At 65.0% G+C, this 13480-nt stretch carries 14 protein-coding genes and 1 pseudogene; 6 read left to right on the top strand and 9 right to left on the bottom strand.

Features of this window, described 5'->3' with window-relative positions:
* Positions 1-30 precede the first annotated feature (30 nt).
* From ilvC to miaA, 4 genes and pseudogenes are all read right to left on the bottom strand, one after another.
* Positions 31-1068: pseudogene (gene ilvC, locus ACGHJ7_RS01495) on the bottom strand (ketol-acid reductoisomerase); the annotation flags it as partial.
* A gap of 98 nt (positions 1069-1166) precedes the next feature.
* On the bottom strand, positions 1167-1682 hold the full coding sequence (gene ilvN, locus ACGHJ7_RS01500; RefSeq protein WP_390473992.1) for an acetolactate synthase small subunit: 516 nt from the start codon (positions 1680-1682) through the stop codon (positions 1167-1169).
* A complete protein-coding gene (ilvB, locus tag ACGHJ7_RS01505; protein ID WP_390473994.1) occupies positions 1682-3481 on the bottom strand; it encodes a biosynthetic-type acetolactate synthase large subunit in 1800 nt (599 codons plus the stop codon). The genes ilvN and ilvB overlap by 1 nt, the downstream gene beginning before the upstream one ends.
* Positions 3482-3579: 98 nt before the next feature.
* Positions 3580-4605 (bottom strand): tRNA (adenosine(37)-N6)-dimethylallyltransferase MiaA, encoded by a 1026-nt coding sequence (gene miaA / locus ACGHJ7_RS01510; RefSeq protein ID WP_390473996.1) that lies wholly within the window; start codon positions 4603-4605, stop codon positions 3580-3582.
* Positions 4606-4681: 76 nt separating this feature from the next.
* On the opposite strand from miaA, the gene serB reads away from it, so the two are divergent.
* On the top strand, positions 4682-5482 hold the full coding sequence (gene serB, locus ACGHJ7_RS01515; protein ID WP_390474099.1) for a phosphoserine phosphatase SerB: 801 nt from the start codon (positions 4682-4684) through the stop codon (positions 5480-5482).
* 57 nt (positions 5483-5539) lie between these two features.
* The gene (locus tag ACGHJ7_RS01520; protein ID WP_390473998.1) at positions 5540-6394 is read left to right on the top strand and encodes a Coq4 family protein; all 855 of its coding nucleotides are present in this window, start codon (positions 5540-5542) and stop codon (positions 6392-6394) included.
* Positions 6395-6400: 6 nt separating this feature from the next.
* Here the strand turns inward: ACGHJ7_RS01520 and ACGHJ7_RS01525 are convergent, their stop codons facing one another.
* The 5 genes from ACGHJ7_RS01525 to ACGHJ7_RS01545 form a co-directional block, all read right to left on the bottom strand.
* A complete protein-coding gene (locus ACGHJ7_RS01525; protein WP_390474000.1) occupies positions 6401-7087 on the bottom strand; it encodes a nitroreductase family protein in 687 nt (228 codons plus the stop codon).
* Positions 7088-7096: 9 nt separating this feature from the next.
* Entirely contained in the window at positions 7097-7504 is a 408-nt protein-coding gene (locus ACGHJ7_RS01530) for a DUF3052 family protein (RefSeq protein WP_390474001.1), read from the bottom strand.
* A 4-nt stretch (positions 7505-7508) separates the two neighbouring features.
* The gene (gene purL, locus ACGHJ7_RS01535) at positions 7509-9755 is read right to left on the bottom strand and encodes a phosphoribosylformylglycinamidine synthase subunit PurL (RefSeq protein WP_390474003.1); all 2247 of its coding nucleotides are present in this window, start codon (positions 9753-9755) and stop codon (positions 7509-7511) included.
* 10 nt (positions 9756-9765) lie between these two features.
* Complete coding sequence (locus tag ACGHJ7_RS01540) at positions 9766-10299, bottom strand: hypothetical protein (protein WP_390474004.1); 534 nt, start codon at positions 10297-10299, stop codon at positions 9766-9768.
* Between the two features lie 179 nt (positions 10300-10478).
* A complete protein-coding gene (locus tag ACGHJ7_RS01545; RefSeq protein WP_390474005.1) occupies positions 10479-10877 on the bottom strand; it encodes a DUF2177 family protein in 399 nt (132 codons plus the stop codon).
* A gap of 74 nt (positions 10878-10951) precedes the next feature.
* On the opposite strand from ACGHJ7_RS01545, the gene ACGHJ7_RS01550 reads away from it, so the two are divergent.
* From ACGHJ7_RS01550 to ACGHJ7_RS01565, 4 genes are all read left to right on the top strand, one after another.
* A complete protein-coding gene (locus ACGHJ7_RS01550) occupies positions 10952-11245 on the top strand; it encodes an exodeoxyribonuclease VII small subunit (RefSeq protein WP_390474007.1) in 294 nt (97 codons plus the stop codon).
* Between the two features lie 8 nt (positions 11246-11253).
* On the top strand, positions 11254-12162 hold the full coding sequence (locus ACGHJ7_RS01555; protein ID WP_390474101.1) for a polyprenyl synthetase family protein: 909 nt from the start codon (positions 11254-11256) through the stop codon (positions 12160-12162).
* On the top strand, positions 12159-12683 hold the full coding sequence (coaD, locus tag ACGHJ7_RS01560; RefSeq protein ID WP_390474009.1) for a pantetheine-phosphate adenylyltransferase: 525 nt from the start codon (positions 12159-12161) through the stop codon (positions 12681-12683). The genes ACGHJ7_RS01555 and coaD overlap by 4 nt, the downstream gene beginning before the upstream one ends.
* A gap of 106 nt (positions 12684-12789) precedes the next feature.
* A complete protein-coding gene (locus tag ACGHJ7_RS01565) occupies positions 12790-13479 on the top strand; it encodes a peptidylprolyl isomerase (RefSeq protein WP_390474011.1) in 690 nt (229 codons plus the stop codon).
* The last annotated feature ends 1 nt before the right edge of the window (position 13480 follow it).

Consider the following 13480-nt stretch of genomic DNA (forward strand, 5'->3'; position numbering starts at 1 on the left):
CCGCCTTACCGGAGGTTCCATGAAGGCCGGTCAGTTCTTCGACTTGTCGACCAGCTTGTTGTCGCCGATCCACGGCATCATGGCGCGAAGGCGCGTGCCCACTTCCTCGATCGGATGCGCGTCCTGACGCTTGCGGCTCGCCTTCATTTCCGGGTTGCCGACCATGTTGTCCATCATGAAGCGCTGGACGAAACGACCGGCCTGGATGTCTTCCAGCACGCGCTTCATCTCGGCCTTGGTTTCGTCGGTGATGACACGCGGGCCGGTGTGGTAGTCGCCGTATTCCGCCGTGTTGCTGATCGAATAGCGCATGTTGGCGATGCCGCCTTCATACAGCAGGTCGACGATCAGCTTGGTCTCGTGGAGACACTCGAAATAGGCCATTTCTTCCGGATAACCGGCCTCTACCAGCGTTTCGAAGCCGGCCAGGATCAGGTGGCTGATGCCGCCGCACAGGACCGCCTGTTCGCCGAACAGGTCGGTCTCGCATTCGTCCTTGAAGGTGGTTTCGATGATGGCCGAACGACCGGCGCCCATTGCGCCCGCATAAGCGAGGGCGAGTGATTGCGCGAAGCCGTTGCCGCCGCTGCCCGAGCCTTCCTGGTGGACGGCGACAAGCGCCGGGACGCCGCGGCCCTGTTCGTATTCGTTGCGAACCGTGTGACCCGGACCCTTGGGCGCGATCATGATGACGTCGAGGTCTTCGCGCGGCTCGATCAGGCCGAAATGGACGTTCAGGCCGTGGGCGAAGGCGAGGGCGGCGCCCTGCTTCATGTTGTCGCGCAAATCCTTGTTCCAGATCTCTGCCTGGTATTCGTCGGGCGCGAGGACCATGACGATGTCGGCCCATTTCGCCGCCTCGGCATTCGACATGACGGTGAAGCCGGCAGCCTCCGCCTTCTTCGCCGTGGCCGAGCCTTCGCGCAGCGCCACGCGCACTTCGCCCGCGCCGCTGTCGCGCAGGTTCTGGGCATGGGCATGGCCCTGGCTGCCATAGCCGACAATAACGATGTTGCGCTCCTCGATCAGCTTGCGATCGGTGTCGGCGTCGTAATAGACTTTCACGTGTACTTCCCCGTCTGTCTCTTGAAACTGGTTGTCCGCTCACTAGCGGGTGGGTGGCCGCCCCGGAAAGGGCGAAGATTGTTTAGTCCGGCCTAGATTGGCTAGGCCCCCTGCGGCCCGCGCATCATCCCGACGATGCCGGTTCGCCCAACCTCGACAAGTCCGAGATCGCGCATCAGGGCGATGAAGCTGTCGACCTTCTCCGGCGGGCCGGTAATCTCGAAGATGAAGCTTTCGGTCGTCGTATCGACGGGCCGCGCGCGGAAGATATCGGCGAGGCGCAGCGCCTCGACCCGCTTCTCGCCCGTGCCCGCAACCTTCACCAGCGCCAGCTCGCGCTCCACATGGGGGCCTTCCTCGGTGAGGTCGACGACGCGGTGGACCGGCACCAGCCGTTCCAGCTGCGCCTGGATCTGGTCGATCACCTCGGGCGGGCCGCCGGTGACGACGGTGATCCGGCTGACCGCGTGGTCTTCCGAGATGTCGGCCACGGTCAGGCTGTCGATATTGTAGCCGCGCGCGGTGAACAGGCCGGTGATCTTGGCAAGGATGCCGGGTTCGTTGTCGACGGTGACCGCCAGGACATGGCGTTCGGATTGCTGGGCGGAGATTTTCATTACACGAGCGCCTTTGCTTCGTCGTCCATCGTGCCGTCGACCTGGTCGCCGTAAAGCAGCATTTCGGTATGGGCCGCGCCAGACGGTATCATCGGGAAGCAGTTCGCTTCCTTCGACACGCGGCAATCGACGATCACCGGTCCGTCATGCGCCAGCATCGCCTCGATCCCGGCGTCGAGGCCCGCCTCGTCCTCGATCCGCACGCCTTTCCAGCCATAGGCCTCTGCCAGGGCGACAAAATCGGGCAGGCTGTCGGAATAGCTGTTTGAATAGCGACTTTCATAGGTCAGTTCCTGCCACTGGCGAACCATGCCCATGAATTCGTTGTTGAGGATGAAGATCTTGACCGGCAGGCGGTACTGGCTCGCCGTGCCCAGTTCCTGGATGTTCATCTGGATGCTGGCCTCGCCGGCGATGTCGATCACGAGGTCGTCCGGATTGCCCAGCTGCGCGCCGATGGCGGCCGGCAGGCCGTAGCCCATCGTGCCCAGACCGCCGCTGGTCAGCCACTTGTTGGGCGAGAAGAAGTGAAAATACTGCGCCGCCCACATCTGGTGCTGGCCGACTTCGGTGGTGATGATCGGATCGCGGGCTTTCGTCAGTTCGAAGAGCCGCTCGACCGCCTTTTGCGGCATCATCAGGCCCTGGCTTCCGGTGCCGTCGGGATAGGCGAGGCATTCGCGCGCGCGCCAGCCGGCGATGCGTGCCTTCCATTCGCCGCGGTCCTTGTGCCGCCGTTCGCCCCAGCTGGCGATCAGCTGTTCGAGAACCGCCGCGCAGTCTCCGACAATGCCGAGATCGACCGGCACCACCTTGTTGATGCTGGCCCGATCGATATCGATGTGAATCTTCTTCGCATTGGGCGCGAAGGCATCCAGCCGTCCCGTGACGCGGTCGTCGAACCGCGCGCCGACCGCAATGATCAGGTCGGACTTGTTCATGGTCATGTTGGCCTCGAACGTGCCGTGCATGCCCAGCATTCCCAGCCAGTCGGGATGGTCGGCGGGAAAGGCGCCCAGTCCCATCAGCGTCGAGGTGACGGGCGCATCGGTCAGCGCCTGCAGTTCGCGCAGCGCCTTGGTCGCGCCGGGACCGGAATTGATGACGCCGCCGCCGGTGTAGAAGACGGGCCGCTCTGCCGCCGCGATCATCTGGGCCGCTTCTGCGATTTCCTCGGGCGCGGCGACCGTGCGGGGCTGGTAACGGGCCGAAGCGAGACCGGAAGCAGAAGCCGGATTCTTTGCCTGCCCGCGACCGGCCAGCGCGATCTGCACGTCCTTGGGAATGTCGACGAGGACGGGGCCGGGCCTGCCGGTGGTGGCGATACGGAACGCCTCTGCCAGCGTGGCCTCCAGCGCCTCTGGGTCCTTCACGAGATAATTGTGCTTGGTGCAGTGGCGGGTGATGCCGACTGTGTCCGCTTCCTGGAAAGCGTCGGTGCCGATCAGGCCCGTGGGAACCTGCCCGGTAATGACCACCAGCGGGATCGAATCCATATAGGCGTCGGCAATGCCCGTGACCGCGTTGGTCGCGCCGGGGCCGCTGGTGACGAGGACGACGCCCGGCTTGCCCGTGCTGCGCGCGTAACCTTCTGCCGCATGGGCGGCGCCTGCCTCGTGCCGGACCAGGATATGACGCAGACGCTCGTCAGCGAACAATTCGTCGTAGATGGGCAGCACGGCGCCGCCCGGATAGCCGAAGACGAACTCCACACCCTGCGCCACAAGGCTGTCGACCAGGATCGACGCGCCTGTGCGTTCCGGGGCGTTGTGGCTGCTGTCGGCGTCTGGCGAGGCCATGAGGTATCTCTCTTGCATTGCGATCGTAAATGACAGGGCCCGGCGTCGGGGGGAGACGCCGGGCCCTTTGGGTATGACGCCTTCCTATGAATTAGATTCTATCCTGTCAACAGCGATTGTTGGAATAAAGTTGCAAAATATCGCGGCAGAACACTGCTATCGTTTCCGCCTGTTGATGGGTCCAAACGCGGCCAGTCCGTCGGTAACTGCCTGCGAAACCACGTCGATTGGCGCTTTGCATAGTTGCGCGTCGCCTGCGTCCCCCGCGCAACCGTTTCGTCCCGCTGCCAGTCCCCGCGCAGTTCGCCCGCGATTTCGCGCACGCCGATGGCGCGCATGACCGGCAGGTCGGGCGAAAGATTGCGTGCAAGGAGAGCTTCCACCTCCTGCAGCGCTCCATCCTCCAGCATGGCTTCGAAGCGCCGGTCGCAGCGATCATAAACCCATGCCCGGTCGGGGGCGAGCACCAGCGGCGCGAGCGTGATGTCGCCTGCGATACCGCCGCTGTTGCGGGTCTGCCATTCTCCCATGGTCGCGCCGGTGGAGCGCACGACTTCCAGCGCGCGGGCGATCCGCTGGCTGTCTGCCGGTGCCAGCATGGCGCCACGCTGCGGGTCCTCGATCTGTAGCAGGCGATACGCTTCGGGAGTGGGCAGGGCGCGCACATCCTCCCTGATGGCGGGATCGATCGCAGGTATCTCGGCGATGCCGTCCAGCAGGACTTGCAGGTACATGCCAGTGCCGCCCACCAGTATCGGGACGGCGCCCTCGGCGTGCACCGCGGAGATTTCGCGTTTCGCAGCCTTGGCCCAGTCGGCAGCGGAGCAGGCCTCGGCGCCGTCCCATGTGCCGAACAAGCGATGGGGCACACCCTGCATTTCCTCTGCCGAGGGTCGTGCGCTCAGGACGCGGAGATCGGCATAGACCTGCGCGCTGTCGGCATTGACGATGACCGCGCGCCTGCCTTCCCGCTGCAGCGCCAGCGCCAGCTGCACCGCGACATCGCTCTTGCCGCTGGCAGTCGGCCCTGCGATGAGCGCGACCGGCGGTTTCTGCCCCTCTGCGCCGACAGCACCGGGCCTGCCGTCAGCGTTTCTGAATTGCGGAGAATTGCCAGTGCCCATCGCCCGCCTGATAGCAGACCCCTCCGCTCTTGAAAGCGGGCTGGACGGATTGACGCTCGCGCTGGGCGAGGCGGGGATGCCGGTCGCCCATGCGGCCATGCTCGAATTCAATGGCGATGTCCTGCAGATCGAGATGGCGTCCTGCGACCTGGGCGCGTTCCGCAGCCTCGTCGATGAGCATCTGGGGGCGACCGACGGCCTCGTCGCCGACGAGTTCAGCGACCTGCCGCGCCTGTTCGTGAGCGACATGGATTCGACCATGATCGGCCAGGAATGCATCGACGAGCTGGCCGATTTCGCCGGACTGAAGGAAAAGGTCGCGGCCATCACGGAACGCGCGATGCAGGGCGAGCTCGATTTCGAAAGCGCGCTGAAGGAACGTGTGGGCTTGCTTGCCGGGCTGGAGGAAACCGCCATTCGGCGCTGTCTCGACGAACGGATAGAGCCCACGCCTGGCGCCCGGACGCTGGTCATGACGCTGCGGGCGAAAGGATGCCGCACTGTGCTGGTCACCGGAGGGTTCCACCACTTCGCGGACCCCGTCGCGGAAATGCTGGGGTTCGAACGCGTGGTCGGGAACAGGCTGGGCGTGGAGGGCGGAAAACTGACCGGGGGCCTGGCGGGTCCCGTGGTGGATAGCGGGGTCAAGGAGGCGACGCTCCGGTCGGAACTGGCGCTGCTGGGAGACAACGCCATCGCGATGTCCGCCGGGGACGGCGCCAACGACATCCCCATGATAGAGGCGTCCGATTACGGCATGGCCTACCGCGCCAAGCCGAAGGCGCGCGATGCGGCCAATGGATGGATCGACCGGGGCGACCTGACCTCCGTCCTCGGCCTGCTCGATATTCCGGTGGCCGACTGGGTCGGGGGGTAGGGTTTCCTTCCGCCGTGAAAACGGTATGTTGACACTCGTGTCAGTAGAGGACGTGCCATGACGTTTCAGCAGACCATCGAACCCGGTCACCGGCCCGGACCAGTCCCCGGGCTCGAATGCGCGCGCGACGGCACGCTGCTGCGCGATCCGGCGCGCCCCGTCCCGAAATACAGCCTGCCGCGGGCGATGCATCATTTCCGCGAATTGCTGAAGGACAAGGAAGACACCTCGCACGTCTTCCGCATCTTCGAATCGCTGCCCTCGAAGAAATTCATGCCCCGAGTGCGCAGCCTGACGCTGAGCGAGCATGGCGAGCGCCTGCGGCGGGAAGAGCCCTCGCTGGTCCCCATCCTCGACGGTCACGAGAGTTTGCGGCAATTGCCGAAAGGCAGCGTCGCGCAGGCCTATTGCGATTTCATGGAGCGCGAGGGGCTGTCGGCCGCCGGATTGGCAGCAGAGGCGGAAAAACTGGGCAACCCGTCCTATGGCGACCTGACCGAATGGTTCGCCCTGCGATCCCGCGATACGCATGACCTGATGCATGTCCTGACCGGCTACGGCCGCGATGCTCTGGGCGAACAATGCGTGCTGCTGTTCACCTATGGCCAGTCGCCCAGCCACGGCCACCTGCTGATCGGTTATGCCGGGGCCGTGAACATTCGCAAGACGGTGAACAGCCGGGCGCCCGTGTTCAAGGCCTGCCGTCAGGCACAGCGGACCGGTCGTTCGTGCCCGCCGCTGGTAGAAATGCCGATCCGCGAATTGCTGGCGATGGATTTGCAGGACGCCCGCCAGCGGTTGAATATCCCGCAGCCGACATGGTATCAGGAATGCCACCGGATCTGGCGCGCGGAAGGCATCGATCCCTACGACCTGCTGGGCAAGCAGGCGATGGCAGCGCAGGCCGCCTGACCGGGTTCAGAGCCAGCTGGAAATTTGCTCCAGCGGTTTCTTCCGCACGGCATGGGCCGGCACGGTCGCACCCTCTGCCGGAAGGCCGGTAACGACGATCATCAGCGGCTTTTCATGTTCGGGCCGCCCGCACAATTCGCGCAGGAAGCCCATGGGCGAGGGCGTGTGGGTCAGCGTTGCCAGCCCCGCCTCGTGCAACGTCGCAATCAGCATTCCGCAGGCGATCCCGACGCTTTCATTGACGTAGTAATTCTGCGTCTGGCCGTCTTCGTCGATGCCGCCCTTGCGCTGTGCGAACACGGCGATGAGGTAGGGCGCGGTCTCCAGAAAGGGCTTCTGAGCATCGGTCCCGATCGGGGCGAGGGCGCTGAGCCATTCCTCGCTCGCCTTGGGGTCGCCGCCATTTTCGCCGTAGAAACGCCGTTCCTCCGCCTCGGCAGCTTCGCGGATAGCGCGCTTCTTCCCGGGCGAGGTGATGACAGTGAAATGCCAGGGCTGGTGGTTTGCCCCGTTGGGCGCGCTTCCGGCGGCGAGGATGGCCTGCTCGATGACTTCGCGCGGAACCGGGACGTCGGAGAAATAGCGGCAGCTGCGGCGGCTCGCTAGTTTTTCGCGCATCGCGGCCGCGCGCGCGACCCGCTCCTCGTCCGGCATGGCCGGAAGAGAGTAGGGCAGGCTGGCATGATCTTTCATCGGGCGCGCTCAGCGTTCGCCCTTGGGGATGACGAATTTCAGCGCCGACCAGTCGTCACCGATCTCGCAGCCCTTGGTGGCGACGAAGCCTGCTTTCTCGCCGGCCTCGCGCACCGCCGCTTCGTCGACCTCGCATTCCTGCGGAGAGCCTTCGCGCGGCCAGCTGACCCAGACCTGCCCGTCGCCTGCGATCTCGCCGCGCAAATCCGCCAGCTTGCTGGTCAGCGAGACGGGGCACGTCACGAAGATATGCGCGGCGTCCACACCCTCGTCCGGGCTGGCGACGAAGGTCAGTTCCAGCGCGTATTCGTCGATCTCGTCCTGCACATCGGCAGGCATGCCGTCGAACCAGCAACGCTGCCCGTCGCGCAGGTTCAGCCGCTTGGCGAGCGGCGCTTCGGATGAAGGGGCGGTCACGCGGTCAGACTTCCATCCAGTCGCGGAAAAACGCTTCGTGCGCTTCCTTCAGGTCGGCAAGGCTCGCGCCCAGCACATTGTCGCCGCCGACGATGCCGATGCGGCGGAAGCCGATTTGCGCCGTTTCGCTGTCCCGCGTACCCTTGGCGAGCGCTGCATTCAGGGCTTCGGTGTCCGGGACAGAGACGACATAGCGCGCCTGGTCTTCACCGAACCACCACTGCGCCGGCGTGTAGTCGGGATTGCCTTCGACCTCTGCGCCAAGCCCGCTCGCCAGCGCCATTTCGGCCAGGGCCACAGCCAGGCCGCCATCCGAGAGGTCGTGCACGGCGTTGACCAGCCCGTCGGCGATCAGTTCGCGCACGATCTCGCCAGCATTGCGTTCGATGACGAGATCGGTCGGCGGCGTGCGCCCTTCGTCGCGGCCGTGGATTTCCTTCAGCCAGAGCGACTTGCCGAGATGCGAGCGCGTCGGGTCGGGCTTGGCCCAGAATTCCGGCCCAACGAGATACAGCGTGTCGCCTTCGTTCTTGAACCCCATGGTCATCATGTCGGCGTAATCGTCGATCAGGCCGACCCCTCCGATGGCCGGGGTGGGCAGGATGGCGGACCCGCCTCCGGTTGCCTTGCTCTCGTTGTAAAGCGACACGTTGCCGCTCACGATCGGGAAATCGAGCAGGCGGCAGGCATCGCCCATGCCTTCCAGCGCATGGACCAGCTGCGCCATGATTTCGGGCCGCTGGGGATTCGCGAAGTTGAGGCAGTTGGTCACTGCCAGCGGACGTGCGCCGACGGCGCACAGGTTGCGGAACGCCTCGGCAATGGCCTGCTTGCCCCCTTCATAGGGTTCGGCATGGACGTAGCGCGGCGTGCAGTCGGTGGTGATGGCCAGCGCCTTCTTCGTTCCATGCACCCGGACCACGCCCGCATCGCCACCGGTCTGCAGCGTGTCGGCGCCGACCTGGCTGTCATACTGGCGCGAGATCCACCCGCGCGAGGCGAGGGCGGGGCTGCCCATCAGCTTGACGAGGTCGGCGGCGACATCCGTGCTTTCGGGCACGCCGTCCAGCGGCTTCACCCCGGCCCACGCCTTGTATTCCTCTTTCGAGAGATAGGGCCGGTCATATTCCGGCGCATCGGCGGCGAGCGGCCCCAGCGGGATGTCGCACACGACTTCGCCGCCGAATTCCAGCACCATGTGCTGCGTATCGGTCACCTCGCCAATGACGGCGAAATCCAGTTCCCATTTTTCGAAGATGGCAGCGGCCATGTCTTCCTTGCCGGGTTTCAGCACCATGAGCATTCGCTCCTGGCTTTCCGACAGCATCATTTCGTAAGGCGTCATGCCCTCTTCGCGGCAGGGCACCCTGTCCATGTCGAGCCGGATGCCGGCCTTGCCGTTGGTCGCCATCTCGACCGACGAACTGGTCAGGCCGGCCGCGCCCATGTCCTGTATCGCGACGATCGCATCGGTCGCCATCAGTTCCAGGCACGCCTCGATCAGAAGCTTCTCGGTAAAGGGATCGCCCACCTGCACCGTGGGGCGCTTCGCCTCGGCATCTTCCTCGAAATCGGCGCTGGCCATGGTCGCGCCGTGAATGCCGTCGCGTCCGGTCTTGGACCCGACATAGACGATCGGATTCCCGACGCCGGTCGCGGCGCTGTAGAAGATCTTGTCCGCATCCGCGACGCCCACCGTCATCGCGTTGACGAGGATATTGCCGTCATAGGCGGGATGGAAATTCGTCTCGCCCGCAACGGTCGGGACACCGACACAATTGCCGTAGCCACCGATGCCTGCGACCACGCCCTGCACCAGGTGCTTCATCTTGGGATGGTCGGGCCGTCCGAAGCGCAGCGCGTTGGCATTTGCCACGGGCCGCGCGCCCATGGTGAAGACATCGCGCAAAATGCCGCCCACGCCGGTCGCCGCGCCCTGATAGGGTTCGATGTAGCTCGGGTGATTGTGGCTCTCCATCTTGAAGATGGCGGCCTGACCGTCGCCAATGTCGATCACCCCGGCATTCTCGCCCGGGCCGCAGATCACCCACGGCGCCTCGGTCGGCAGCTTCTTCAGGTGCAGGCGCGAGGATTTGTAGGAGCAGTGCTCGCTCCACATCACGGAAAAGATGCCCAGTTCCACGAGGTTGGGCTCACGGCCCAGACCGCTGAGGACGCGCTCGTATTCCTCGGGGCTGAGCCCGTGCTGCTCTACGATTTCGGGGGTGATCGAGTCGGTATGTGTCGCCATGCCTCGCGCGTTAGCGCCGCAGGCTCGTGACTGCCAGTCCGACCTCGCGTTTATGCCACCGCGTCGCGCCGACCCATGCCGCCAGCAGCGTCGCGACAAGGAACGCGGCCAGTGCCGACAGATAGAGGGCGGGGCCGGCGGATTCCGGCTCCGGACCGAACCAGTTGATCGCCTGCATGGCGAGCATGACGCCGAGCAGGATCAGGGGCGGCACGAGCGGCCCCTTCGTGCGGCGCATGAAATAGATGAAGCTGCCCAGGATCAGCGCCAGTTCCAGCGGAATGGCGGCCCATGGATAATTCCACAGGCCGAAACCGATCTTGTCCTCCCCTCCGGCCAGCGTCAGGTCCGGGCGGTGGGTCACGAGGTCCAGCACCCAGTGCGACATGACGACGAGGAAACCGATCAGGGCGGGCACGACATCGCGCCACTTGACCAGCAGGAACGCTGCAAAGGCAAGGCCCCAGACCGCAGTTCCCAGCAGGCTGTGCGTATAGGGCATGAAATAGAGATCGAGCGGGTTCATCGCGGTTATCCCGGGCACGATCCGCATCGCCTCCACGCCGATTGCCGCGAAGGCGAAGAATCCCCAGTCGACCAGTTGCGCCCCGACGAAAAGCGTCGAAAGTTTCGGCGCGCGGCGCGAAGATGCTGCGGCGATGAATGCCGCGGAAAAATGACCGATGAAAATGACCGCCCCCCGGTAGCCCTGCTGTCAGGGCATCAGGTAAAGCGCAGAGTTACCCACGTGGCAAGGGCGGCGGCGCTCGCCGTGGCGAATGCGCCCCATGCGATGTCGGCCACGGTCACGGTGGTCGACCACTGTTTCAGCACTGCCTGGCTGGTCAGGTCGTAGGTCGCGTAGCACAGCCCGCCCAAGAGGGCGCCGTTCAGGGCGGCAGTGCCGACCGATCCTGCAGCCAGCCCCGGACGGATTGCGAACCAGACCATGCCGGCAATGTAGATCACGTAGAAAATCCCGGCCGGCACGCCGCGGAAACTTTCCGCCATGACCGCGCCGATACGGGGGCGGTAGAAATTGGGTCCGGCCCAGCCGAGCCAGAGCGCATCGAGTATGCCGAAAGCGATTGCGGCTGCGATATAGGCGATGATCCACTGCATGATCGAAATTCCCTGTTGCCCCGAGCCTTTGCACGCCTTGACCGCGGACTGGCGCGCGGTCAAAGCTTCCGGCCATGCAAGAAGGAACCACAGACCAGGCTTCCCGTTCCGCCACCGCGGAGCAGCCACCGATTTCCGACCTTTCTTTCGAGCAGGCGCTGGCCGCCCTGGAAAAGGTCGTGCGGCAGCTGGAAAGCGGCGATGTCCCGCTCGACGAATCGATTACGCTCTACGAACGGGGCGAGGATCTTCGCAAGGCATGCCAGGCGCGGCTCGACGCGGCACAGGCGCGGATCGAAGCGATCGTGCAGGATGCCGAGGGCAAGGCCACCGGCACGCGCCCCTTCGACGGCAATGCCCCTGCGTGAGCGCGGCAATGGAACTGGTCGATTCCTCCGCCACGAAGCTGGATAGCGCCTTCACCCGCATACAGCGCGACGTCGACGCGGTGTTCGATGCGCTGCTGCCGCTGCCGGAGGATACCCGCCGCCCCCTGTTCGAGGCGATGCGGTACAGTGCGATGGACGGGGGCAAACGGGTGCGCCCGCTGCTGCTGGTCGCGACGGCGGAGATGCTGGGCGTCGCACGCGATCCGGCCCTGCGCGCAGGTTGCGCGGTCGAGGCGATCCATGCCTATTCGCTGATCCATGACGACCTTCCCTGCATGGACGACGATGCCCTGCGCCGCGGCAAGCCGACGCTGCACCGGGCTTTCGACGAAGCGACAGCGGTCCTTGCAGGCGACAGCCTCCACGCGCTGGCCTTCGAGATCCTGACCGACCCAGCGACGACAAGCGATCCCTTCACCATGGCGCAGCTGGTCCGCACGCTGGCCACCGCGTCGGGGATGAACGGCATGGCGGGCGGGCAGGTGATGGACATGGCCGCCGACAGCGCGACCTACGACCTGCCGACGATTACCCGGCTGCAACAACTCAAGACCGGCGCCCTGCTGGCGGCGAGCGTCGAAATGGGCGCCATCCTTGCCAAGCTTCCACCGGAAGGGCGCGGCCCGCTCAGGGCCTATGCGCGCGACATCGGCCTCGCCTTCCAGATCGCGGACGATTTGCTGGACGTCGAAGGCGATGCGGAAACGGTCGGCAAGGCGGTGGGCAAGGACAGCGACCAGGGCAAGCAGACCTTCGTGACCCTGATGGGCGTCGAGGGGGCTCGCAACCAGTCGCGTGCGCTGGTCGAGCAGGCAGCCGGGCATCTTGCCCAGTATGGCGAGGACGCGGACCTGCTGGTCGCCCTTGCAAGGTTTATCGTAGAGAGGGATCGTTGAGCGTACAGACCGATAAGCGGATCGGGGTCTATCCCGGCACTTTCGATCCGATCACGCGCGGCCACCGCGACATCATCCGCCGCGGGGCGAAACTGGTCGACGAACTGATCGTCGGCGTCACCACGAACCCGTCCAAGAACCCTATGTTCACGCCGGAAGAGCGCATGAAGATGGTGACCGCCGAACTGGCGGAGATGGGGCTCGACAATAGCCGCGTGGTGGGTTTCGACGCCCTGCTGATGAAATTCGCCCGGAAGCAGGGCGCCAGCGTCATCGTGCGCGGCCTGCGCGCCGTGGCCGACTTCGAATACGAGTACCAGATGGCAGGCATGAACCAGCAGATCGACGACGAGATCGAGACCGTGTTCCTGATGGCCGACGTCTCGCTCCAGCCCATCGCATCGAAGCTGGTGAAGGAAATCGCCCTTTACGGCGGCGACATCTCGCCCTTCGTAAGCGATGCCGTGCGCGCGCAGGTCGATGCGCGGGTCGCCGAGATCGGTCGCAAGGGCGAGTACTGACATCACCACGCATGGCGGCCCGTCCGCTTCCATTCATTGTAACGACAGTGCTGCATGGGTAAGCCGCGCAGCATACCGATATTCGCCAATTCAGGACTGTAGACCCATGTTCAAACGCCTTGTCACCGCCGGTGCCCTTGCCGCGCTGGCCGTTTCTCCCGCGCTGGCGCAGGAGGCCGAAGCGCCCGCAGCGCCAAAGGTTTACGAGAAGGTGAATTTCAACGCGCAGGAAGACCCGGAGAACATCCTGCTGCTCGACCTGTCGAACGGGCAGCGTGTCGGCATCCGCCTGATGTCCGACTGGGCCCCCAGCCATGTCGAGCGGGTGAAGACGCTGACCCGGCAAGGCTTTTACGACGGGGTTATCTTCCACCGCGTGATCGACGGCTTCATGGCGCAGACCGGCGATCCGACCGGCACGGGGCAGGGCGGATCGACGCTCCCCGACCTGGAGGAGGAATTCAATCCGTTGCCGCATCTTCGCGGCACCGTGTCCATGGCCCGCGCGCAGAGCGAGGACAGCGCCAACAGCCAGTTCTTCATCGTGTTCTATCCGCGTTTCTCGCTGGACAACAAATACACCAATTTCGGCCGGGTGATTTCGAACATGGCTGCGGTCGACACCATCCAGCGGGGCGAGCCGCCGCAGAACCCGACCCGGATCCTGCAGGCATCGATCGCCGCCGACAACAAGCCGCAGGTCACCACTCCTCCGCCGGCACCCGTTTCCGAAGAGGAAGCGCCGTCCTTCGACGGGATTTCGGTCGACGACCTGAACGCGCCGCTGTCGGAGTAAC

The sequence above is a fragment of the Altererythrobacter sp. MTPC7 genome (genome assembly GCF_042851395.1).
Classification (GTDB): domain Bacteria; phylum Pseudomonadota; class Alphaproteobacteria; order Sphingomonadales; family Sphingomonadaceae; genus CAJXSN01.